This window comes from Maribacter taeanensis, from assembly GCF_047345145.1.
Classification (GTDB): domain Bacteria; phylum Bacteroidota; class Bacteroidia; order Flavobacteriales; family Flavobacteriaceae; genus Maribacter_C.
The window spans coordinates 189476-213568 of the sequence record NZ_JBLFER010000002.1 but is presented as its reverse complement, the minus strand read 5'-3'; the positions used below and the strand labels follow the sequence as shown (position 1 = coordinate 213568).

Here is a 24093-nt window from a genome sequence, read left to right as displayed (position 1 = left end):
AGTCTATATAAAACTTCGGAATAAGGTATTTCTCAAAATCCACTCTAAGAGTAATAGCACGCCTGCCAAGAATATCCAAGGGCGAAACTTTTCTTCGTATCGGGTATATTTGAACTCCTCGATTTCCGTTTTCTCTAACTTGTTGATTTCGTCGTAAATCTCTTCAAGCTTTTCATTATTGGTGGCTCTAAAATATTTTCCTCCAGTAACTTTTGCAATATCTTTCAATAGCTCTTCATCAATTTCTACTTGACGCATACCGTATCTGAATGAGCCATCTGCATTATAAGAAACTGGCGATAATGCGTTTCCATTAGTTCCTAAACCTATTGTATAGGTCTTGATATCGAATTCAATCGCCAAGTCCGCTGCTGTTTGAGGTTCAATAAAGCCAGAATTGTTGACACCGTCCGTTAATAAAATGATAATCTTGCTAATTGCTTTACTCTCCTTTAGACGGTTTACCGAAGTTGCCAGACCCATTCCGATAGCTGTTCCGTCGTTCAATTGTCCATATGTGATTTCACGAAGGGCACTCAAAACAATCGATTTATCACTTGTAATCGGGGTTTTTGTATAGCCTTCTCCAGCATATGCAACCAATCCTATTCTGTCATTCGGGCGTTTACGTATGAAATCTGCCGCAACCTTTTTTAATGCCGACAAACGATTAGGTTTCAAATCTCTAGCCAGCATACTTGAAGAAACATCAATTGCCATTACAATATCGATTCCCTTTGTAGTTTTGGTTCTTGTAGATACGTCTTTGGTTTGTGGTCTCGCTATGGCAACAATTATCGCCGTCAAGGCCAAAAGGCGTAATAGGAATAATAGCGGTTTTAACTTCGGAAGAAATCCTTGAGAAGAAAACCCTTTTATCGTTGATATTTTAAGTGATGGTGTTTGCTCTTTACGTTTAAAAAAGTACCACAGCGCAGCCAGAGGAAGCAGTAGAAGCAACCAAAAGAAATCTGGATTCGCAAATTGAATATCTTTAAACATTAGGATTCTAATTTTACTTCTAGGGTTGCTAAAATTCTATCTACAATCTCTTGGGCATAGGTGTCGTCATCTAACCATGTTAGAATTACCTGCTGCTGAAAACCTTTTCCCCCAAACATGATTAAGGTATATTTTCCTCGAATCAATTCTTTAGATTCTGGAACTGAAAATTTTCCACTTCCAAAAACTTTGATGCCAGTTACACCTGAAATGGTTTTAAATTCTTCTTGCTTTGTGATAATATTTTTAGCTCCATTTTTTTCAAATTCTTTAATGGTTGCTTCAATAGATTGCTCAAATTCAGGTTCTTGTTCAGGATTGACCAACGACATTGAAGAGCTAACCATGGTGAATAAACCTATGGAACTGCGATAACCGAATACCTGTAACTCTTTAATTTGCGCTTGCGCCTCGGGCGGAAGCTTAACCTCTTCGCGCACTAAAACCTTAGGTGTTTCTAAAATAACAGGAGGATACCCATAAGAACTTCTTACCCATTCACCATCTAATAATTCTTTAGTAGGATGCCCTAAAATCGTATCTTTCGTATACTGAAAACCAAAATATGCTGAAGCTGCGATTACAGATATGAAGATTAGACCTGCTAAACTTACAGCCGCAATAATGATTCGTTTCTTTTGTTTTTTCTTTTCTAGTTCTTCAAGGTATTCTGCTTGCTGCATTAACTCTTCTTCCGTAGGTTCTGGGAGAGCTTCATGCGTTTTCTCTACAATGTTCTCGATAGATTTTCTGTCCTGCTCTGCAACTGAAGTATCAGGTTTTGATTTTGCAAATTTGACCAAATCTGCAGTTTGAAGTATTCTTTTGAATTGAGAAATCGTGTCTTTGTCCAATTCCAATTCGCCTGAATCGGTCATTAATTCCAATTTTTCGATAAGCTGGTCGGTAGTACTTTCTAAGGCGGATACATTTACATCTTCCTCTAAATAGGAGCGCACAATATCCGTTAATTCGGAATAGTATTTTTTATATTCATCTTGAATAAGGTATTTCGAATTCTCCAATTTTTTCAACTCCAACATCGCACGGTCGTACGGAGGAAGCATAGCCACTTTTTCCTCTTCGGTCAACGGCTTTTTACGGAATACGAACCAATAGAACAATCCTGCTAGAATAGCCAAACCAAGTAAAACCCATAAGGCTATTTTCCACCAACCTGAATGACTTTTTTCAACTACCATCAGGTCTTTGATGTCATACATTTTTTGATTGAGCGTATCAACCGTTACGGTGGCTACATTGATTCGTGAAGAATCTGTAAAAAAGCCCTGGCCCTCAATATCAATACGTTGCATGGGGAGTTTATAAGAACCCGAGTCAAATTGGGTAAGCGCATATGATTTTTCAAGGGTAAACCTATCCTTTTTTCTCGTAGTATCTGTTTTAAAAGCTTCAACAGTTTCTAAAGGCGAAAAGGTCTGTCCTTCAGGAAAGATTACATTTTTGGTTGAATCGACTTCGACGGTAACTGTCCAAATAATCTGTTCGCCAATTTTAATAAATGTAGTATCAATTTCAGAAGTGATTTTCGGTGTAGATTGGGCATATCCGGAGAAAGCAAAAGAGAGAAAAAAGCATAAAGCAGCGTTCCACCTTAGTAGGTGATTACAATTTTCAATTTTCAATTTTTCATTCCTCATTAGCATCTATCCTCTTCGCTTAAAATAACCCAATAATTTTTTTACATAGCTCTCATCTACTCGACAATCTAAAACTCCCGAACCTGATTTGGTGAAAGTTTCTTTGAAATACGCAACACGCTCACGATGATAGTTGGAGTAGGCATTTCGGACACTTTTTGATTGTGTATTAACCAGTTGAATCTTTCCGGTTTCAAAATCTTGCATTTGTACCATTCCTAAATTGGGGATCGATTCCTCTCGCTCATCATAAACACGAATGCCGGTTACATCATGTTTGTTTCCTATGATTTTCATTGTTCGCTCATAATCCTCAGCAATGAAATCGGAAAGCACAAAAACAATGGCTTTTTTCTTCATTACATTAGTGAGATACTTCAAAGCCCCGGCGATATCTGTTTTATTGCTTTTTGGTTTGAATTCCAAAAGCTCACGAATGATTCTGAGTACATGGCTTTTTCCTTTTTTCGGAGGAATAAAAAGCTCAACTTCATCAGAAAAGAGTATCAAACCTGCCTTATCATTATTCTGTAGTGCCGAGAAAGCAAGTGTGGCAGATATTTCGGTAATGATTTCTTTTTTGATTTGATTGGAGGTTCCGAAGAGTTCTGAACCACTCACGTCAACCATCAACATCATTGTCAGTTCACGCTCCTCTTCAAAAACTTTTACATAAGGCTCATTATAACGAGCGGTGACATTCCAGTCGATACTTCGAACATCATCACCAAATTGATACTGGCGAACCTCACTAAAGGTCATACCACGACCTTTAAAGGTAGAGTGGTATTCCCCACCAAAAATATGGTCGGAAAGACGACGTGTCTTTATCTCGATTTTACGAACTTTTTTAAGTAATTCTTTAGTATCCATGAATTCAGTGAGCAGTATCCAGTAGCAGTAGGCAGGTGTAATTTCAGAAGATTACTGCCCACTGCTACTGCTAACTGTTTTTAGGGTACTTCAATTTCGTTAACTATCTTATTGATAATTTCTTCGGAAGTTATGTTTTCAGCCTCTGCCTCATAGGTAATGCCTATACGATGTCTTAGTACGTCGTGTACGACAGCTCGAACATCTTCGGGTACTACATAGCCTCTTCTCTTGATAAAGGCATAGCATTTGGCAGCCGTTCCGAGGTTAATACTTCCACGAGGAGATGCTCCAAAACTAATTAGCGGCTTTAAATTTTCAAGATTGTATTTCTCAGGATAACGCGTGGCAAATACGATATCTAGAATGTACTTTTCTATTTTTTCATCCATATAGACTTCACGAACCGCCTGTTGCGCACTCAAGATTTGCTTAAGCGTTACCACAGGTTTTACCTCATCGTAAGCTCCCTTCAAATTCTGACGCATAATCATTTGCTCTTCATTCATCTTTGGGTAGTCGATAACCGTTTTCAACATAAAACGGTCGACTTGCGCCTCAGGCAATGGGTAAGTTCCTTCTTGCTCTACAGGGTTTTGGGTAGCCATAACTAAAAAAGGCTTGTCTAAAATAAAAGTCTCATCACCAATGGTTACTTGTTTTTCTTGCATTGCTTCAAGCAAAGCCGATTGTACTTTCGCCGGTGCACGGTTGATTTCATCAGCCAAAACAAAGTTGGCGAAAATAGGCCCCTTCTTGATAGAAAAATCATTGACCTTCATATTGTAAATCATGGTGCCCACTACATCCGCAGGCAACAAGTCAGGTGTAAACTGAATACGACTGAACTCTCCTTTAACGGCTTTCGAAAGTGTATTGATGGCTAAGGTTTTTGCAAGCCCGGGCACACCTTCCAGTAGAATATGACCCTGGCCTAAAAGTCCGATGAGTAATCGTTCGATCATATGTTTTTGACCAACGATTACCTTGTTCATCTCCAAAATCAATAAATCAATAAAAGCGCTTTCTTGTGCTATTTTTTCATTTACTGCGCTAATGTCAACAGTAGTATTTTCTTCCATATATACATTTAAAATTTCAGGTACTGATTGGTTTACCTTTTTATGGTGGTGCAAATTGAAAATTTATTCATTGAGTAGCTGTTAACGATTGGTTAAAAAATTCGGTATCCCTTTATTTTTATGAAGTTTTTAAGGGATTTACAGTTTTTTTGAATCATTTCATGACTATTGGTAAATTTCAAAATATCCATTCTTCGAGGGGTAGCGAGTATTTCGGTCACGATTTCTTTTTTAACATTTTAATGAATAGATTTTTACACAATGAAACTTTCGAAAGATAGGAAAAATAAAAGAAGCTTAAAATCGGTAAATTCCTACCTAAAATTGCCATATTATTTTATAATTTCACCAACCTATGGGAGATAAAAAAGACTTTTCAAAGATTATTGCAGGAACCATGACCTGGGGCCGTTGGGGTAAAAAATTCGATACCGAAGAAATGACTGAACTGATACACTTTTGTGTGGAACAAGGTATTTCAACCTTCGACCATGCCGATATTTACGGGGGGTATTCAACTGAAAAAGACTACGGAAATGCATTTGCTCAAAGCAATATTCAAAGAGATAAGGTGCAATTCATCACTAAATGTGGTATACAAATGGTTGATGATTCAAGGTCAAATAAGGTCAAACATTATGATTATTCCAAAGACTACATCATCAGGTCTGCTGAACAATCTCTTGAAAACTTAAAAACAGAATATCTGGATCTTTTTTTATTACACCGCCCTAGTCCATTGCTAAATCCCGAACCAATTGCTGAAGCTATTTCAAGGTTATTGGAAGATGGAAAAATCAAGTCCTTTGGCGTGTCGAACTTCAACCCTACACAAATAGCGGTGCTAGAGACTGCAATTCCAGTTTCAGGAAATCAAGTAGAATTTTCATTGACAGCGAACGAAGTGATGTATGATGGTTCTTTAGATGACTGCCTGATAAAGGAGCGAATGGCGATGTCTTGGAGTCCGTTAGGATCCTATTTTCGAGAAGATAATTCACAAACAAAGCGAATTTCTAAATCTATTGAACCCTTACTAACAAAGTATAATGCAACTGCTGACCAATTGTTGTTGGCGTGGATTTTAAAACATCCTTCAGGAGTGTTTCCGGTTGTGGGTACTGCTTCAAAAGAACGATTAAAGGCATCCATGGAAGCCACTCAAATAGATTTAGAATTAGAAGACTGGTTTCTACTTTTAGAAGCTAGTAAAGGACATGAAGTCCCATAAATTAAAGAACAACATTAAATGAATAAAACAGCATTAATAACAGGAGCTACAAGCGGTATCGGCAAAGCTACGTCAGAACTATTTGCCGAAAATGGAATTCGTTTAATTCTATGTGGGAGGCGACAAGAGCGGTTGGATGAACTCAAATCAGAACTTGGTTCGAAAACAAAAGTGCATACCCTAAATTTCGATGTTCGGGATAAAGAGTTGGTTTCTAATGCAATTACATCTTTACCAGAGGATTTTGCAAAAATTGACATTTTAGTTAACAACGCTGGAAACGCACATGGACTAGATACGATTGATGAGGGAAGTCTTGAAGATTGGGATGCAATGCTAGACATTAATGTAAAGGGATTGCTATATATATCAAAAGCTATAATTCCTCAAATGGTTGCCAGAAAAGCAGGTCATATCATCAATATTGGTTCAACTGCGGGAAAAGAAGTATACCCCAGAGGCAATGTGTATTGTGCAAGCAAACACGCGGTTGATGCCATAAATCAAGGCATGCGATTGGATTTAAATGCACATGGAATAAGAGTAGGGGCAGTAAACCCCGGACTTGTGGAAACCGAGTTTAGTGATGTTCGTTTTAAAGGTGATTCAGAACGGGCAGAAACTGTTTACAAGGGTTTTCAAGCCCTTAAGGCAGAAGATATTGCTGACATTATTCATTTTGTGGTTACACGCCCGTATCACGTAAATATTGCAGATTTGGTAGTTATGCCAACTGCTCAGGCATCTTCAACAATTGTGAATAAGAATTTATGATTAATAAGCGCCTTTTAGTCAAAAACCTTCTCGCGCACAACGACGAGAATAGTTTTTACGACAAAAAGCGATTTATAGCTATTGGCCAGAAGGAGGGGAAGGCCAAATTTCTGAAACACGTTTGCGCTCTAGCAAACAGCAATCCGCGAAATAATTCATTTATAGTTGTAGGTGTTGAAGATGAAGACAATAAAATTGTTGGAGTTGATTTTTTTGATGATAGTAAGATTCAGAATCTTGTTAATGCCTATTTAGAAAATCCCCCCTTAATAGCCTATGAGAATATTCCGTTCCCCCATTTGGAGGAGGGGAAAGTAGTTGGTCTAGTTACGATAACATCTAATGGAAAGGTATGTGCTCTCCGAAAGAATATTTGGAAATATTACGGAGGGATGGTTTTTTTTCGAGAAGGCAGCATTAGTATGCCCAAGGCTTATGATGTTGAGTTGAAAGACATCAATGTCGAAGCAGTAGCCACCATAGAACAACACGCCAGAAATAATATTGAATTGACTCTGGATGGGGTTATCGATTTTATCAATAATCGACACAAAGATTTAGAAAGTAACTACAAGGTTTTTAAAGAGCAATTTGTGGTTTGTTGGGCGGGGAATCAAAAAAAAGTAAAAGGAGAAACTTATTTTTCCAGAGTTGATATCGAATTGATCAACGAGCAAGTGAAGCTTTTTTACTCTACTTTAGACGAGGTCACTATATCGTATGATGAACATTCTTTTACAACAATAGAATATGTTCAATTAGGGTTAGGGGAGAAACAAAAATATTTCCCTTTAGAAAAGGTAGTCATTACTTTTTCAGATAATGGCACTTATCAAATTCAAAGTGACTTGATTTTCGAACCACCACAATATGATAAGAAAACGTTGCATCATATTTTGAATTCCAACAACGCATTATTGCGAAAATTAGAAAAGAAAATAGCCATCACTAAATCTGAATTGAACGACTTGAAACACCTTCCTGATACGTATTTGATTTGTTACTTAAATGGCTTTGAAGAAGCTAAAGATCAAATGGAATTTGCAAGACCTTTACTAAAAAAACAGAATAAAACTATTTATCAGACCCTAAAAGAATCTCTTCGTATTTTGCGTAAAGTAAAATATAATTAAATGTGAGGTTCTGACGAATCGAAGACCTCATCACGAGTTGGTAATGATGGAATCGCCCCATAATTCGTTGTTGTTATGGCACCAGCTTTGTTTGCGTTTTTGACCATTTTAAGTAAAAGTGCAGAATCGTCAAAAACCTCATCTGGATTCTGAAGACGTGCAATTTGTTGCAACAGACAACCGATAAATGCATCACCCGCCCCAGTAGTATCTATAGGTTTTACATTAATACTTGGAATAATTTCTTTAATTTCTGTAGTGCTTACAAAAGTACCTTCACCACCTAAGGTGATAGCAATAATTTTTGCTCCGACTTCATGTAGAAAATTACTCGCTTCAGTAAGGTCTTTTTTTCCAGAAAGCAATTGAGCTTCTTCAAGACTGAACTTACACAAATGGGCTTTTTCAATAAAGGGCATACATTTTTTCACAAAAACCGCTTCTTCATCTCTCCAAAGGTCACCTCTGAAATTTGGGTCAAAGCTAATAAAAGCACCTTGTGTTAGGGCATCAAAAAAGTAACGCCCATATGCTTTTTCGAGATCTCCCCCTAGTAATGCCGTAGCAGCACCGAGGTGTATTATACTTTCTTTGAAATCATTTTTTAATGATGAATCGTATACCAATTTTTTGTCGGCACCTCTGCTAAAAACAAAATCGCGCTCGCCGTCTTCAGCTAGAGAAACAAATGCCAAGGTGGTAAATGTTTTTGAACGTTGCGCTAATGAAATATCTACGTCATTTTCTTCTAAAATATCAAGTAGAAAATCACCAAAAGGGTCGTTACCTACGCAGCCTACGAACTTGCTTTTACCTCCCAATTTCGAAATGGCACAAGCAACATTTGCAGGTGCTCCTCCGGCTTTTTTTGCAAACTCATTCGCTTTTGAAAGATCATTCCCTTGTTTTTCCGCAACAAAATCGATCAGAAGTTCACCAATACAATATACATTTCTCATTTAAGTCGACTGCTAAAAGGTGGTAAGATAATGACAAAATAAGACTAGTCTACAATCTTATATGAAATTATGGTGTAGTAGGTTTTTGAAGCATCTCTACAAAGTCCTTCTTTGGCTTTGGCTTCAATTAATGTGTTTAAAGGCAAATCAACAGGAGCTATCAAGAAATTCATTAAAGCTTCATCATTTTTTTTGGGAAGATTAACAATGCTGGAACCTCTTGATAGAATTTCTTTTACCGACATTTTCATTACGTTAGTCTGCGAAACTCCACAAATGTCTTGGGTGGAGTCGAAAACTTCCATAATCTTTATTTTCAGAGTTACTTCTCCAGGATTCATGCTTTCTTGTATTGGAGGTAAGCTATTTGAGTCATTACTATCAACGGATTCAACAGTGGTTTCCGCAATTTGTACAGGAGCCTCCTTGCTAATAGGATCGCAGCTATTCCCAATTAAAAATAACAATGTGAGAATTAAAGTTTTCATTTGATGTGGGTTTTATAGAATTTAAAGTTAAAAATTATCTTTAATATCTACGGATTTACAACGACTTAGGATGCTGTCAAATAAAAAAGGCTCGGAAATTCCGAGCCTTTTAGTAATTATTCAGAGTTCAACTATCGTTTTACAATGCTAAAGCTCTTATTTGTTGTAGCGCCACTAATTTTAACAATGTAAAGCCCAGCTGGATTAGCAGATGCATTCCATGAGAAAGTTTGTGAAGCGTCAATATCATCTTTTTCATAAACCAACTGTCCCAAAACATTAAACACTCTAGCACTTACTCTATCATCTTGATTTTGCTTCAGAGAGAAGAAAAACTCAGAGGAAGAAGGGTTAGGCCAAACAGTTGTTATAATATTGGCTTCAACTTCTGCTAAACTTTCATTAGCAAGAGGAATATCAAGCACTCGAGTTGATGCAGTAGGCAATTCTTCCTGACTACCTGCTTCATTGATCGTTCCAAATATCTGGAAAACAAGATCATCAGGTGCACCTCCAAAAACCAAAGATTTAGGGGTCCAATCAAGTCCGCCTGGAACAAATAATCCATCATCTCTAAACTGGGCGTCATTCCCAATTACATTTGCTTGAGTGGACCAGAACCATTGTTGTTGAGCATCACCGAAAGCAAGGTTTGTGTAAACAGAAAGCCAATAAGACCCGCTAGACAATTCTATTTCTTCCGGGAATTCTAACTCGAGAGTTGGATTAAGAGGATCTGAAGTTGGAACGATCGAACCACTATTGTAAACCTCTTCTCCAGGAGATCCGTTGTTGTCAGCATAAATAACGACCGTAGCATCATTAAATTCAGGATTGTTATTGGCGCCCCCATACGCAACTACCTCGCGTACTTTCCAAGAAGTTCCTTCGGGGACTATGAAGTCATCAGCAGACTGAACTAACGCCCCAAAATCGGTAAAGAATTGAGAAGGACTAGAACTAACGACCGGATCTATTTGCTCATAAATTGAAGGTTCTAGCACATTTACTGTAAAGCCTTCTGATACTTGTTCTTTACCTGAGGTTGCAATTAATCCAATTGCAGCACTTCCCTCTGTGTCTGTTGCAATCACAGATATTGATAATGTATTATTATTCAACACAGCTGAGACAAGTTCTGGATTGCTATTGGTGACTTCAATATCAATATTTCTTCTTTGTCTCTTATTCACAAATAAGTCTGTAACATCTACCTCAAATGGTTCGCTATTCGTTGGTACAGTTTTATCAGCTAAAAGATAGGCAACGCTAAGATTTGGTTCAGGTCTAGGTCTTACATAAAAATTAGCGCTATACACCCCATTTCCATGAACAGCAGCAGCAACAAAACCGTCCGCTCTCGTGCGCACCTGAGCTACCACCCCATTTCCAATTCGTAAAGGTTCACGATACCAACGTGTCCGTTTCCCTTGAAGCTTATATGTAAAATATAGTCCAGTACTGGTTCCTACAAAATAACCATCATTTTTACCATTCATAGCGAACCAACGAACAGAAGGTCCATTGCCAGAGCCGTCTCTATTTTCCTCTAAATTTCCGCTAATATCATTCCAAGATTCACCTGCATCTCTAGAGACAAATACACTTGGAATGCCATAGTTAGAGAAAACGGCAAATACTCGATTTGGGTTTTTAGGATCTGCATAAACGTTATTTACATAACCTCCTTCAGGCAATCCTTTGCCAGTTGAAATATCTACTGCTTCTTGATCGTCTAAGTTAGCATTTTCAACTTTAAAAATCCCCCCCGAAGAGGTGCCATAATACAAACGACTTGCTATTGGAAATTTAGAAATATCCAATGAGGTAATAAACGATCCGTCAGGAGTGATTGTGTTTTTTTGTTCTACCCAATTTTTTGTTGGAAGAGCAAAAGACCCAATAGGCAATTCATCTAAATTATTGTTTCGCCAAATTCTGTCACCTGCTGGTAAATACATTATATTATCATTAACAGGATCCAAAATAAACGGAGCAACAAAATCAAACCCAGAGGCATTTGCAGGAGTAACTCTAGCAAATGATTCAAATTCTCCTGCCTCATCAAAATTGAAGCGAAGAATATTTCCAAATTGAGAAGAAACGTATCTTGTACGACCACCATCTGCTATGGCGTTGTACGAACCATCACCTCCGAAATCTTCTATCCAAGGATCATTTACACTTTTAGAATTGGTGTACCATGAGCCGTTATCCTGAAATCCAGCTAATAAATCATCACTATTTGCCTCGGGGTCAAAAGAAACCGCATAAGGTTGTGTAGTGATATAATTATTGTTAAGCGAAGTCCATTCAACAAAACTATCTTCAACTGTAATATCTTCTGTTAATTGAACACCCCCGTCATTCGATGAAATTGCTCTATTAGGGTCGGAAGCTAAAAACACCAAATTGTGCTGATCAGGATGATGATTTGGATATAGCGCAAAACTATCCTCAAGATTTGTATAGCCACCTATCCAACTTTCAAAACCTGCCGGAGTAGTAAAACCTGTAGTTGATCGATACAAGTTGGTGCCTCCTAAAAATATCAAATCGGGATTAGTTGGATGCACTTTAATTATCATATTATATGCGCCTTGTAATAAAAGATTGCCAGCTCTACCGCCAATTGAAGTGGGTAAATTAGCACTTAAATCGACCCATGTTTCTTCTGGTGTTTCCGCGTCAGCTTGATATCTCCATAGAAAAGCTTCTGAAAAATCTGCAGCATTAAAAGAGAAGAAATATATTCTGTTTTCATCTGAAGGGTCATGAGTCATAACAGTTCTACCGTATGCAGGAACAATGTTTTCAGGAGTAATATTCGTCCACTCATTCCCGTCATCCGAAACAAAAAAACCTGCATTTTCCGGTCCGCGAATAATATCCACAGTGGCATAAATTTTTCCTTCAGGAGTAATCATGATTTCTGTTTGGCTATCCCGTGAACTGGGTAAAACTAGCTCAAAGTTGCCACGTCCTTTTTTAGACCGGAATACACCTTCGAAAGTAGCTGCATATAAATCGCCCGTATCGGGGTCTACAGCAATACTATTGATAATATCCAAAGAAGTTATACTAGTTAAATCATTGTCATTCGAATTACGCAAACGAAACCAAGACCTACCATTATTAACAGATTTGTAAATCCCCGTTCCACCATAAAAAGCACCGCCACCACTTGCAGAGTTTCCATAACGTTCTCCGGAGGCAAAATACCATACATTGTTTTTATTCTTTCTAGGATCTTGCACTATGGCAGTAATACTAGGGGCTTGAGATAGTCTGGTAACTTTTTTCCATGTTTGCCCTAAATCTTTAGATCTCCATAGTCCACCCGATACTCCACCTGCAAAAACTATATTTTCATTGTTTCGATCAATCGCTAATGCTCTGGTACGACCACCTACATTACCAGGGCCTCGATTTTTCCAATAAGAATATTTGCTTCGGGCAGACATGCCAGATGCGCTTTTAGAGGCTTCTGTAGCCAAGCTTCTCTCTTTGATTTTATTTGAGAAAGCACCTTCCATCAATCGAATATTTTCAGGAATTTCGTTGGTAAGTGGATTCTGCGTTTGGCGTTTTTCGTATAGCCATCTATCCATTGCTCGATCTCCAACCGGTTTTGGTTTTCCTCCAACAGCACCTTTTTTACTGTCGTATATTTTGGACTTTTTGTAAAGAGAGTGGCCCTTTTTAGGAGCGTCATCATGTGATGTTTTTAAATCTTGCGACTGCCCTTGGAAAGAAAAGAGAAACATTCCCAATAGCAAAACAGACCCAAAAACCCTTTTGAGTAATTGTGTTTTCATAAAGTGTTCTTTTTTTAGTTATTAGTCTGGGAATAAAGTATGAATAAAATGTTAAAATAGTAAGCTGTTTTCCTCAAAATCGATGAAATACATGGTTATTTTTACGTGGAAAGTAAGATTCTCTTTTTTGCACCCCTTCAAAGAAATTCATACCTTTTCAAAAACTAATTAAAAAGAAAAGTAATGGGCTTATTTGATGAAATAAAAAAGAAACTCAGTCATGAATTCATTGATATAGTAGAGTGGCTTGATAATACCAATGATACAATTGTTCACCGTTTTGAACGCTATCAAAATGAGATTAAGAACAACGCAAAACTCATTGTTCGCGAAGGACAAACGGCGGTTTTTATAAATGAGGGTCAGTTGGCGGATGTTTTTACGCCGGGCACTTACGATTTGACCACTCAAAACCTTCCGATTTTGGCAACTTTGAAAGGTTGGAAGTATGGTTTTGATAGTCCGTTTAAAGCTGAGGTCTACTTTGTAAATACAACATTGTTTACTGATGAAAAATGGGGAACTAAAAACCCATTCATGCTAAGTGATGAACGTTTTGGATTGGTAGAGATTCGCGCTTTTGGAACCTATAGTTTTAGAATCAGCGACCCAGGTAAATTCGTTGTCGATGTTGTTGGAACTGATGGGAATTTTACCAATTACGAAGTCAATGAGCACTTAAAAAGTTTAATTGTAACTCGTTTTACAGATACTGTCGGAGAAGCTAATCTCCCAGTTGAACTATACGCAGCTAATACCACAGAGCTTTCCGAAACATGTCAGGAAGTAATGCAGCCTGAATTTGGCCGAGTAGGTATTGAATTGGAAAAGTTTTACATTGAGAATGTATCAATGCCTGAAGAGCTCAAAAAAGAGATTTTCGAATATAGCCGATTAGATAAACTAGACATGACCAAGTTGGCGCAATTCAAAGCTGCCAAAGCGATGGAAGCTGCTGCCAAGAATGAAGGTGGTACGGCCGGTGCTGGTATGGGTATGGGTATGGGCTTTGTACTGGCCCAACAAATGGGTGGTATGATGAATCCGCAAGCTCCACAACAGGGTTTTGGTGCGCCACAGCAGGCAGCTGTTCCGCCACCAATGCCGACGCAAGTGATGTACCATTATGCTAGTAATGGACAACAAATGGGTCCGGTCTCTATTGACAAGCTAAAAGAGTTGTTTGCAAGTAGAACTGTAAATAAAGATTCATTGGTTTGGAAACAAGGCATGCAAAACTGGACAGCTCTAAAAGACGTAGAAGAATTAAAATCATTCTTAGGAGGCAGTACTCCACCACCTTTACCTAGCGCATAATTAAAAAATCACTCAAGATATTCCCCTCCTCTGGAGGGGCTAGGGGAGGACTTTTTCACTCAACTTCCATCTAAATAGAATGCAAGAAGAAGAAACACTAAATTCTGAACATAAAAAAGATTGCGCCAATTGTGGAGCAGAATTAAAGTTTAAGCCTGGCTCACATCAATTAAAATGTGAGTACTGTGGTTATGAAGAATTTATTGAACAAACCAAAAGTAGTTTTGAAGAGCTCGAATTACAACATTATTTAAAGGTTGTTGGTGAGAACGCCTACACAAACACTATTGATTTACTGAATTGCAAACATTGTGGCGCAAATCAACATGTAGAGGAAAACTATAAGTCTTTGAGTTGTGTGTATTGTGGAGAACCTCTGATTCGAGAAGATATTGAAAAAGAAGGCTGGATTTTACCTGGGGCAGTTGTTCCGTTTCAGTTGGATGCTAAAAAAGCAAGAGGAATTTTCAAAAATTGGGTAAGCGGAATTTGGTTTGCTCCAAGCAACTTGAAACGAGCTGCTTTAGATCCAGAAGGATTGCATGGTCTATACGTTCCGTATTGGACTTTTGATTCAAATTTATTCGCAGCTTATCAAGGTCAACGGGGTGATTACTATTACGAAAAACAACGCGTAAGAACTAAAAATGGAGTTCAAACACGACAAGTTCGTAAAACACGTTGGTCTTCCGCCTCTGGTTCTGTAAAAGGTTTTATTGATGATATTTTGATTAATGCTTCCCAGAAAAAAAGAAGAGATATTCCTTCAAAAGTAGCATTTTGGGATACCAAAAAATTAGTGCCTTTTAATTCTAAGTATCTCTCCGGATTTGTTACTGAAAAGTATTCAGTTTCCCTTAAAGAAGGGCATCATCAATCATTTCAGGAAGCTAAACATATTGCCCATAATTGGATTCGCCGCGATATTGGGGGTGACACACAACGAATTTCACATTCAGATATTAAACTTTCAGACGAGACTTTTAAGCACATTTTACTTCCTGTGTATATTAGCTCTTATCGCTATAATGGAAAGGAATATCACTTTTACATTAATGGACAGACAGGCGCTCTGAGTGGAACCCGACCCTATTCTTTTTGGAAGATTTTCTTTTTGGTCCTTTTTATCATTGCGGTCATCGCTGTAATTGCGATTTTTGCAGAATGAAAGAGAGTAGGACATTAGTTATTGGCGATATCCATTCTGGATTCAGGGCTTTGGAACAGGTATTGGAAAAAGCTAAGGTTACCACAGCAGATAAGATTATTTTCCTGGGAGATTATGTAGATGGATGGAGCACTGCTGTTGAAACTGTCGACTTCCTATTAGCACTTAAAAAAACCTACAATTGTATATACATTCGAGGAAACCACGATGAGTTGTGTTATGATTGGCTAAAGGAAAAAAAAGACAATCCCATTTGGTTTCAGCATGGCGGAGAGGCTACGATGGCATCGTATAATGAGGCAGATAATAAAACTATAGCTGAGCATTTGCTGTTTTATGAAGCGCTTGAAAACTATTATCTTGATTCAGAAAATAGACTCTTTTTACATGCGGGATTCACCAATCTGAAAGGAGTAGAACATGAGTACTTCACCAAAACCTTTTATTGGGATAGAACCTTATGGGAGTTGGCACAATCACTAAATCCTGAAATGTTGAAAGAAGACGAGTACTACCCCAGCCGATTAAAACATTATTCGGAAATCTATATCGGTCATACCCCAATTTCCAAAAAAATGTCACATGTTGTTCCAGAAATGGCGGCAAATGTTTGGAATATAGATACTGGAGCTGCATTCAAAGGGCCACTCTCTATTATGGATGTAGATACAAAAGAGATATGGCAAAGCGACCCTGTGTACACTTTTTATCCTGAAGAAAAAGGAAGGAATTAAAATAGCTTTCTTCTTAAGCGAATAACCACGTATAATTTCCGAACTTTACAAAAAATTAAATAATGGTAGAAAAGAACATACGATTAGAGGTGATGCAGGCTATTGAGCATAAGGTTGAGGGGTTTATCGACTCTTTTCTAATACCTATTGAAGATATATGGCAACCGTCTGATTTTTTGCCAGACTCACAAAGTGATGGTTTTCTGGATGCTGTTGAAACCCTACGCGGAGAATCTAAAGAATTGGGCTATGACTTTTGGGTGACTATGGTTGCGGATACTATTACGGAAGAAGCTTTACCAACCTATGAATCCTGGTTAATGGATGTTGAAGGAATCAACCAACACGACGGTAAGGCAAACGGATGGTCAAAATGGGTTAGACAGTGGACAGGTGAAGAAAACCGACATGGTGACGTTCTAAATAAGTATTTATATCTATCAGGAAGAGTAAACATGCGTGAAGTAGAAATTACAACGCAACATTTAATTTCTGACGGATTTGATATAGGTACGGATAGAGATCCATATAAGAACTTTGTATATACTTCTTTTCAAGAGCTGGCAACAAACATTTCTCATAAAAGAGTAGGTCAGATGGCAAAGAAAAAAGGTAACGCTTTACTAGGAAAGATGTGTACTATTATTGCCGGAGATGAAATGCGACATCATTTAGCATATCGTGAATTTGTAAAGACCATATTTGGAGAAGATCCATCAGGTATGATGCTGGCGTTCACAGATATGATGAAAAAGAAAATAGTAATGCCGGCTCACTTTTTAAGAGAGTCTGGTGGAAGCATTGGTACAGCATTTGAGAATTTTTCAAACTGTGCGCAGCGTTTGGGAGTTTATACGGCACAAGACTATATAGATATTCTTAGCAAGCTAAATAGTTATTGGGAAATAGATACTATCAGAGGCTTAAGCGACGAGGCGGAAAAAGCAAGGGATTATTTAATGAAGTTGCCCTCAAGGTTGTTGCGTATTTCGGAAAGAATGCAATTTCCTGAAGACCAGTATCGCTTCAAGTGGGTAGAAGCCAATGGAATGATTTAAAGTTAAACTGAATAATATAAAAAAGGTCCGCAGTCGCGGACCTTTTTAGTACTATATAAATAAATTGTGTATTACAATTTTCCGTGGTCGTGCTCATCTTGCCATTTCGCAAGCTCAGCCCATTTTCCTTCGTAAGCCATTTTGGCCTGCATTGGCCAAGAAGCTGGATCATGAACTTTATAGCGTTCACCACCACCATCAAGAATTTCTTGACATCTGGCGACTGCCGTTTCTGAAAGTTGTTTCCAAGTCTTAATTCCACCATCATGGAACATACCTTCGATTTTAGGTCCGATTCCTTCAACAACTTTTAGGTCATCCTCTTTAATTGCTTTACCCATCGCCGCTTTGGCTGCTGCTGCATCGAAAGGAATTTTGGTTTCGACTGCGGGCGCGCTAGCAGTTAATGAGGCGGCGGTTGTTGCTGCACCGGCTACTGCAGCTGCACTTGCCGTTTTCAACTTACCATTACAAGCATCAAGATCAGCTTGAAGTTTAGCATTTTTATCTTTCCAGGCGTTTAGTTCTCCTGAGTTATCTATAGTTGTGCTTGAACCTTTACCGATAAGGTATCCAAGAATTCCACAAATTGCACCTACAAGTAGCGGAATTAACCAGCACCAAATATTCATATTTTCAAAATCCATTTTATATTATTTTATTAGTTAATTATTAGTTTAATGTGACTTCTGTTCTTCTGTTTTTAGCCCTTCCCGCTTCGGTTGCGTTACTTTCAACAGGAGAATCGGGTCCTTTAGAAGAGGCATTTATTTTTGATGCTGCAATTCCATTTTGTACCAAATATGACTTGGCAAAATCAGCTCTACCTTGTCCCAAACGAACATTTGGAGCACGACGACCAACATTGTCAGTATGACCAACTACGTTGCAAGATGCACCTTCTACTTTGTCTAGATATCTAGAAATATCTGCAACTTTTTGACGCTGTTCTGCGCTTAGATTAATAGAAGCTTGATTGGTTTCAAAATAAAGCACAAGGGGGTTTGCATTTATCTTATCACGTAATGCTTTCATCTCATCTTCTGCATCTGCGGCTGCATCACCAAGACTATAAGCAATCGGTCCAAGGAACATTTCGCCTTTTGCCACCATGTCATCCATCAATTTACCCATCGTATTGATTTGGGTTGATGAGACTCCATTTTCCACCAAGTGGTTCTTAACCGCATTGGCACGAGCTAAACCGAGGTTTGGAAAAGCTGAATCGTTCGTTTCATCACTTTTGTAATACCCCGTCAGATTAATAACCTTACCGGCATTTTCAGCCAAGAAAGACTTTAAGCTGGCAATCCCGTCGGTTACCTTTTGGGAAAGTGGCATTAAAATCGATGAGGACGACACATTAAAGTTATAATTGTCGTTTTCATTGTACGCGTATTCGCCATCACTAAAAGCAAAGGGATACGACGTTGCTTCGGGTGTTACTGGGGCTGTTACCGCTTCTTTAACAGGTTCTTCTGCTGTAGAAGCACCGCATGAACTGCAGCACGTAATATAGAAGTACGTACCCGCCAGAATGGTAATGAGCATCAGCAACAAGTTTGTTGTTGTTTTTGTCATTGTTAAAAATGATTTAGTGTTGAAGCTACAATGTATTAAAAAAAATCCTTAAAATGTTAAATTATTGTGAATTAAATCCTATAAATGAGTAGGTAAGCATTCTGAATTCATGTAAGTATTACATGGCTTACCTTTAGTTTTGCTGCCATTTATACAGTTTTTGATACCATTCACGAAATACCTTTGTTCGGTTTACAAATAAATTTTGAAATTGCTGAAAAATATATAAGTGGAAACCCCATCACTCCCGACAAAGATCGGCATTGTGATGGGGTTCTGTTTTTATTGTAGTAGGGAAAGGTTTGTAGATAAAAAATATTCCTTAGACGAAAGTGTTTACCTTTTTTCCCTAGTAGACATGAATATATGAAAAGTGAAACAAAGACTAATTTTTTGCCATTTACACAAGAATTGAATCAAATGGTACAATATTGAAATATTGAAAGAGCGCTAGAGCATATATTTGAAACGAAGTTATAAGAGAACAGATATGAAAACTGAAATTATAAAAATAATGACTTTTGCTTGCATGGTGATAGTTCTTGGAACACAGGCTCTTCTTCATGGAAGCTGGCGGGTTCAAGAAACAGAACCTTTGAAGTCAAAAAATGGAAGCAATTAATAAGACTTCCATATAAAACTTAGTGTTTGAGTTAGTTTGGTTAATCCCGCTGTAAATTCAAGACTATCATTCGGGGGAACGGGTAGATTTTGAGTAACAGCGGGTTTTTTATGCCTTTTTGTGTTAACCTTTCTAAGGAAATAATTACTAATAAGTAACGAAGATATTTTATCGGGAAACCGAAGAGAATATAGTCTAACCAAAGTACTTTTTGATAATCCGTATAAAAAGGTTTTGGAATTCTATTGGAAATAAAAAACTCCTAGTTGTTTGAGCCAGTTCGCCTTTTGGTGGATGAAGGAGCTAAACAACTAGGAGTATTTTATTTAAGCTGTACCTAGAATTTACAAATCGAATTTGATCCCTTGTGCTAGAGGAAGTTCTGTTGTGTAGTTAATTGTATTTGTTTGACGACGCATGTATACTTTCCATGCATCCGAACCACTTTCGCGACCACCACCAGTTTCTTTTTCTCCACCAAATGCACCGCCTATCTCGGCACCGGAAGTTCCTATGTTGACATTGGCAATTCCACAATCGCTACCATTTTGACTTAAGAAACGTTCGGCTTCTCTTAAATTGTTCGTCATGATAGCTGAGGAAAGCCCTTGAACAACGCCGTTTTGAACAGCAATTGCATTTTCAACATCCCCAGAATATTTTAAAAGATAAAGTACAGGAGCAAATGTTTCATGTTGCACGATTTCAAAATCGTTCTTAGCTTCGGCAATGGCTGGTTTTACATAGCAACCACTTTCATAACCTTCACCTTCCAAAACGCCACCTTGGACAATGACTTTTCCACCTTCAGCAACAACTTTTTCGAGCGCTTTGCTATAATGACCGACTGCATCGGTATCGATTAATGGACCTACATGATTATTTTCATCCAAAGGATTTCCAATACGTAATTGACCATAAGCAGCTACAACCGCATCTTTTACTTTATCATAAATGGACTCGTGAATAATTAATCGTCGTGTTGAAGTACAACGTTGACCCGCGGTACCCACAGCACCGAAAACGGCTCCAATTACTGTCATTTTAATATCTGCATCCGGAGTAACAATAATCGCATTGTTTCCACCTAATTCTAGTAATGACTTACCTAGTCTTGCGGCAACTGCCTGCGCAACGATTTTCCCCATACGGATGGAACCTGTAGCCGAAACCAATGGAACACGACCGTCGTTAGTCATCATTTCACCAACTTTATAATCCCCATTAATCATGCAAGAAATTCCTTCTGGAAGTCCGTTTGCTTTGAAAACTTCAGCAGCTATATTTTGACAAGCCACACCACATAAAGGTGTTTTTTCGGAAGGTTTCCAAACACATACATCACCACAAATCCAAGCTAAAGCGGTATTCCATGCCCAAACGGCTACGGGAAAGTTAAATGCTGAAATAATTCCAACAACTCCCAATGGATGATACTGCTCGTACATTCTGTGTCCGGGTCTTTCAGAGTGCATGGTCAAACCGTGTAATTGTCTTGAAAGTCCGACTGCGAAATCGCAGATGTCAATCATTTCTTGTACTTCACCCAAACCTTCTTGGTAGCTTTTTCCCATTTCATAAGAAACCAATTTTCCAAGCGGCTCTTTTAATTCACGTAATTTTTCACCAAACTGACGCACAACTTCACCTCGAAGCGGAGCTGGTTTTTGTCGCCAAGTTTTGAATGCCGCCGTAGCCGTTGTCATTACCTTTTCGTAGTCTTCTTTGGAAGTGGCTTTCACTTTTCCAATCAAAGCTCCGTCAACGGGAGAATACGATTCTATGATTTCTCCGGAAGAAAAATTGTCAGAACCAGTAGAAGTTCCTTCGTTGATTTCTTTAATTCCTAAGGCTTTTAGGGCTTCAGTAATACCAAATTCCGTGGCTATTTTTGACATTTTATAACTTTTTAAGCGTGAATTGTTAAATTTCTACAAAACTACGAATAAACAACTGATTTATTCTTGTTTTCGAAGGACAGATATCTTGGTGATTTTTTCATCATTTACCTCATAAATAAGCACTAATTCAATAGGCGTGTCACTTCCTTTTCTTCCGGTAATATATTCGTGGTCAATGACCTTATTGTCAAAAACCGTTCGGGTCAATATTTTAGAATGGAGTTTGGGAGAATCTGCAAATACCTCAGCATATACTTTCTTGCAGTCTTCATAACCTTCCAAGGTAATTTTCCCAGTGGAAAAATCATGCATGGTAATGTTTGTATCAATGACGGACATGAAGCCATCGATATCGCGATTGTTATAAGTTTCCAACTGTTTTTGTACTACTTCTTCTGGGCTCATTTGTGCAGATAAAGATAATGGGGTTAGAATCAAGAAAAATAGTATTAAGACTCTCATCGTTTTAATGTTGTTTGGAATCATTGAACTGCCAAAGCACATTTACGATTTGCCACTTACCATTCAATTTTACAATATGCATATAATCAATCCAATCATCGGCTATAAGTTTTACTGAAGCTGTTTTCTTAAATATATCAAGAATTACAACCTCTTTTTTAGGATTTTCAGGGAACTTATCTCCATTTTGATTGTAGGTTTCGGCTAACAAAACCATAGCATCGGTAAAGGTTTCTCTCAAGTATTCTTTTTTCGTCTTTTTATTGGTCCAAAAAGTTCTTTTAACCATTCTTGGATGTGCTGCACGTTCAAATTGTTCAGGTTTTAGATTATGTTGAGATTCGATATAGTCCAAAGCAACTTGTTTAATATCTAATGAATCTTGCGGTGTTTGTCCTTTAACAAAAAACGTGAGTAGTAAAAATAGGGATGTCAAAAGGGAAGAGTACTGTTTCATAAATCATTGTTGAGTTCAAGTTTCCTAAAACAAAAGGATAAGAGCGATTGCAATTAGTGCCGGTACAGCCTGAATAAAGAATATTTTCTTTTCTACAGTGAGGGCACCGTAAATTCCTGCTACTGCAACACATCCTAAAAAGAATAATGAAATATTATCTTTCCAAACTGCGTCCGATATAAAAAATGTCCAAACGAGTCCTGCAGCTAAAAAACCATTGTATAAGCCTTGATTGGCGGCCATTGATTTAGTTGGCACAAATAAATCCTTTGGAAAACCTCTAAATATTTTTGGTCCCTTTGTCGTCCACGCAAACATTTCAAAGTAGAGAAAATACAGGTGTAGAAAGGCTACAAACCCAATTAATATTTTGATAGTGATTTCCATATAGTTTTAATTTTCTTCGGCTATGAAACGTTTATCAACGGGCATAACCGTCCCGCAATTAGTACAAGTTCTCAATTTTTCGGAACCATAAAAATATTTGAAATGCTCTAAAAAATCTTTCTCAATATCATGTAATGTGAAGTAAGCTTCATACAATTTTTGGTTGCAGTTATCGCAGAACCAGAGCAAGCCGTCGTCAACTTCCATATCGGCACGTTTGCGTTCCACCACTAGACCAATGCTTCCCTCATGGCGAACAGGAGAGTGTGGAACTTTCGCAGGGTGTAAATACATATCTCCAGGCCCCAATTTCATGGTTTTCTTCTGCCCATCCTCTTGAATAAGCACTTCAATTTCTCCCTCTAACTGATAAAAAAGTTCTTCGGTTTCATTATAATGGTAGTCTTTTCTCGCATTGGGTCCGGCAACAATCATAACAATATAATCCCCTGCATCTTTATATAGATTTTTATTTCCTACAGGCGGTTTTAAGGTGTCGCGGTTTTCTTCAATCCATTTGTTGAGATTAAACGGAGGTGCTATTGACATAGATGGATAAATGATTTTTGTTCAATCTAGTAAGCACCAGATGAACATGAGGTTCCATCAAATTTAAGAAAAGAAAAGGATACCATTATCAATAAGGAAAAGTCTTTACCCCAACCCTAAAGGTAGGACTTTTTACTAGGTGTCAGCATATTTTCAGTCCCTTTAGGGTTTGGGTAAATGAAAATAGGCCTAAGAAATTCTTACCTAAAGAATATCTGCGTAAAATAGAAGTTGCCAGCATCGTTCATTTTGACGCTAACTGCAGTATGCGAAAAATCACCTTCCATAGTTTTTTTATGGCTAGAGCTATTTAACCAACCTTGAAAAGCTTCCGCTGCATTCGTATAATCCTTGGCAACATTTTCAGCTACGAACTCAGCACTTACCTGAGAAGAAATTTTTGAAGCTCTAAAGCTGAAATTATCGTGATTAATACTTCCTTTAGAAATCATATAATCATTATGCTGATTCGCATATTCGTAAGCCACTTCGCTAAAATCTAATGCAGATTGCCCTAGAGAAATGCGATGGTCATTTACAACCGCCAACAATTCCAATTCAACTTCTGTAGCGTTCTCAGCCTCGGTAATACTTGTGTTCTCTAAGGATTCTTTACTACAAGAAGCCAAAGTAATTACAAATAAAACAAGGGCAACATAGTGCGTTCTCATTTTCATACAACAGTTCTATTTGTAAGTAGGTGCTCTAAAAGTAAAGTAGGTGGTGGAGACGTGGGGTGTTCTCGTGTTCTTCTGCTAACTGGGGACGTTAGCGTCCGTAATGATACGTAAAATACAGAGCTCATCTATGTAAAAAATGCTTTTTTCGATGAATTA

The 24093-nt window shown here is 37.9% G+C and carries 23 protein-coding genes; 8 read left to right on the top strand and 15 right to left on the bottom strand.

Features of this window, described 5'->3' with window-relative positions:
- Window positions 1-3: 3 nt before the first annotated feature.
- From ACKWCD_RS06785 to ACKWCD_RS06770, 4 genes are all read right to left on the bottom strand, one after another.
- Window positions 4-1002 (bottom strand): vWA domain-containing protein, encoded by a 999-nt coding sequence (locus ACKWCD_RS06785; protein WP_413983191.1) that lies wholly within the window; start codon window positions 1000-1002, stop codon window positions 4-6.
- Complete coding sequence (locus ACKWCD_RS06780) at window positions 1002-2663, bottom strand: hypothetical protein (protein WP_413983190.1); 1662 nt, start codon at window positions 2661-2663, stop codon at window positions 1002-1004. Before ACKWCD_RS06780 ends, ACKWCD_RS06785 begins: the two co-directional genes overlap by 1 nt.
- Window positions 2664-2669: 6 nt before the next feature.
- Window positions 2670-3536 (bottom strand): DUF58 domain-containing protein, encoded by an 867-nt coding sequence (locus ACKWCD_RS06775; protein WP_413983189.1) that lies wholly within the window; start codon window positions 3534-3536, stop codon window positions 2670-2672.
- An 80-nt stretch (window positions 3537-3616) separates the two neighbouring features.
- Window positions 3617-4618, bottom strand: a complete 1002-nt coding sequence (locus ACKWCD_RS06770) for an AAA family ATPase (protein WP_413983188.1) — start codon at window positions 4616-4618, stop codon at window positions 3617-3619.
- Between the two features lie 355 nt (window positions 4619-4973).
- Here ACKWCD_RS06770 and ACKWCD_RS06765 point away from each other — a divergent pair, with 355 nt between their 5' ends.
- The 3 genes from ACKWCD_RS06765 to ACKWCD_RS06755 are packed head-to-tail and all read left to right on the top strand — an operon-like array spanning window position 4974 to window position 7756.
- Window positions 4974-5849: an aldo/keto reductase gene (locus ACKWCD_RS06765; protein WP_413983187.1), complete on the top strand. Its 876-nt coding sequence runs from the start codon at window positions 4974-4976 to the stop codon at window positions 5847-5849.
- An 18-nt stretch (window positions 5850-5867) separates the two neighbouring features.
- Window positions 5868-6623 carry an SDR family NAD(P)-dependent oxidoreductase gene (locus ACKWCD_RS06760; protein ID WP_413983186.1) on the top strand — a complete coding sequence of 252 codons (756 nt, stop codon included), beginning with the start codon at window positions 5868-5870 and terminating at the stop codon, window positions 6621-6623.
- A complete protein-coding gene (locus tag ACKWCD_RS06755; RefSeq protein ID WP_413983185.1) occupies window positions 6620-7756 on the top strand; it encodes an ATP-binding protein in 1137 nt (378 codons plus the stop codon). The genes ACKWCD_RS06760 and ACKWCD_RS06755 overlap by 4 nt, the downstream gene beginning before the upstream one ends.
- On the opposite strand, the gene ACKWCD_RS06750 is transcribed toward ACKWCD_RS06755, so the two are convergent.
- The 3 genes from ACKWCD_RS06750 to ACKWCD_RS06740 form a co-directional block, all read right to left on the bottom strand.
- A complete protein-coding gene (locus ACKWCD_RS06750) occupies window positions 7753-8715 on the bottom strand; it encodes a carbohydrate kinase family protein (RefSeq protein ID WP_413983184.1) in 963 nt (320 codons plus the stop codon). The two genes, ACKWCD_RS06755 and ACKWCD_RS06750, sit on opposite strands and share 4 nt — an antisense overlap.
- Window positions 8716-8759: 44 nt before the next feature.
- Window positions 8760-9203, bottom strand: a complete 444-nt coding sequence (locus ACKWCD_RS06745) for a hypothetical protein (protein ID WP_413983183.1) — start codon at window positions 9201-9203, stop codon at window positions 8760-8762.
- 131 nt (window positions 9204-9334) lie between these two features.
- Window positions 9335-13021, bottom strand: coding sequence for a T9SS type A sorting domain-containing protein (locus ACKWCD_RS06740; RefSeq protein ID WP_413983182.1), 3687 nt, complete (start codon window positions 13019-13021; stop codon window positions 9335-9337).
- Between the two features lie 183 nt (window positions 13022-13204).
- On the opposite strand from ACKWCD_RS06740, the gene ACKWCD_RS06735 reads away from it, so the two are divergent.
- From ACKWCD_RS06735 to ACKWCD_RS06720, 4 genes are all read left to right on the top strand, one after another.
- Window positions 13205-14338 (top strand): SPFH domain-containing protein, encoded by a 1134-nt coding sequence (locus ACKWCD_RS06735; RefSeq protein ID WP_413983181.1) that lies wholly within the window; start codon window positions 13205-13207, stop codon window positions 14336-14338.
- 79 nt (window positions 14339-14417) lie between these two features.
- Window positions 14418-15506 carry a TFIIB-type zinc ribbon-containing protein gene (locus ACKWCD_RS06730; protein WP_413983180.1) on the top strand — a complete coding sequence of 363 codons (1089 nt, stop codon included), beginning with the start codon at window positions 14418-14420 and terminating at the stop codon, window positions 15504-15506.
- Complete coding sequence (locus ACKWCD_RS06725; RefSeq protein ID WP_413983179.1) at window positions 15503-16240, top strand: metallophosphoesterase; 738 nt, start codon at window positions 15503-15505, stop codon at window positions 16238-16240. The genes ACKWCD_RS06730 and ACKWCD_RS06725 overlap by 4 nt, the downstream gene beginning before the upstream one ends.
- A gap of 62 nt (window positions 16241-16302) precedes the next feature.
- On the top strand, window positions 16303-17298 hold the full coding sequence (locus ACKWCD_RS06720; RefSeq protein ID WP_413983178.1) for an acyl-ACP desaturase: 996 nt from the start codon (window positions 16303-16305) through the stop codon (window positions 17296-17298).
- Window positions 17299-17369: 71 nt separating this feature from the next.
- Here the strand turns inward: ACKWCD_RS06720 and ACKWCD_RS06715 are convergent, their stop codons facing one another.
- Both ACKWCD_RS06715 and ACKWCD_RS06710 read right to left on the bottom strand, forming a co-directional pair.
- Entirely contained in the window at window positions 17370-17945 is a 576-nt protein-coding gene (locus ACKWCD_RS06715; RefSeq protein ID WP_413983177.1) for a hypothetical protein, read from the bottom strand.
- 25 nt (window positions 17946-17970) lie between these two features.
- Entirely contained in the window at window positions 17971-18879 is a 909-nt protein-coding gene (locus ACKWCD_RS06710) for an OmpA family protein (protein ID WP_413983176.1), read from the bottom strand.
- Between the two features lie 490 nt (window positions 18880-19369).
- Here ACKWCD_RS06710 and ACKWCD_RS06705 point away from each other — a divergent pair, with 490 nt between their 5' ends.
- Window positions 19370-19501, top strand: a complete 132-nt coding sequence (locus ACKWCD_RS06705; RefSeq protein WP_413983175.1) for a hypothetical protein — start codon at window positions 19370-19372, stop codon at window positions 19499-19501.
- Between the two features lie 344 nt (window positions 19502-19845).
- On the opposite strand, the gene amaB is transcribed toward ACKWCD_RS06705, so the two are convergent.
- The 6 genes from amaB to ACKWCD_RS06675 all read right to left on the bottom strand — a co-directional run bounded on the left by amaB (window position 19846) and on the right by ACKWCD_RS06675 (window position 23934).
- Complete coding sequence (gene amaB, locus ACKWCD_RS06700; protein ID WP_413983174.1) at window positions 19846-21399, bottom strand: L-piperidine-6-carboxylate dehydrogenase; 1554 nt, start codon at window positions 21397-21399, stop codon at window positions 19846-19848.
- Between the two features lie 60 nt (window positions 21400-21459).
- Entirely contained in the window at window positions 21460-21864 is a 405-nt protein-coding gene (locus ACKWCD_RS06695) for a nuclear transport factor 2 family protein (RefSeq protein ID WP_413983173.1), read from the bottom strand.
- A 4-nt stretch (window positions 21865-21868) separates the two neighbouring features.
- On the bottom strand, window positions 21869-22321 hold the full coding sequence (locus tag ACKWCD_RS06690; RefSeq protein WP_413983172.1) for a nuclear transport factor 2 family protein: 453 nt from the start codon (window positions 22319-22321) through the stop codon (window positions 21869-21871).
- Window positions 22322-22345: 24 nt separating this feature from the next.
- Window positions 22346-22708, bottom strand: a complete 363-nt coding sequence (locus tag ACKWCD_RS06685) for a DUF1304 domain-containing protein (RefSeq protein ID WP_413983171.1) — start codon at window positions 22706-22708, stop codon at window positions 22346-22348.
- Window positions 22709-22714: 6 nt separating this feature from the next.
- Window positions 22715-23257, bottom strand: coding sequence for a 3-hydroxyanthranilate 3,4-dioxygenase (locus ACKWCD_RS06680; protein ID WP_413983170.1), 543 nt, complete (start codon window positions 23255-23257; stop codon window positions 22715-22717).
- A gap of 200 nt (window positions 23258-23457) precedes the next feature.
- Entirely contained in the window at window positions 23458-23934 is a 477-nt protein-coding gene (locus ACKWCD_RS06675) for a CAP domain-containing protein (RefSeq protein ID WP_413983169.1), read from the bottom strand.
- Window positions 23935-24093 lie beyond the last annotated feature (159 nt).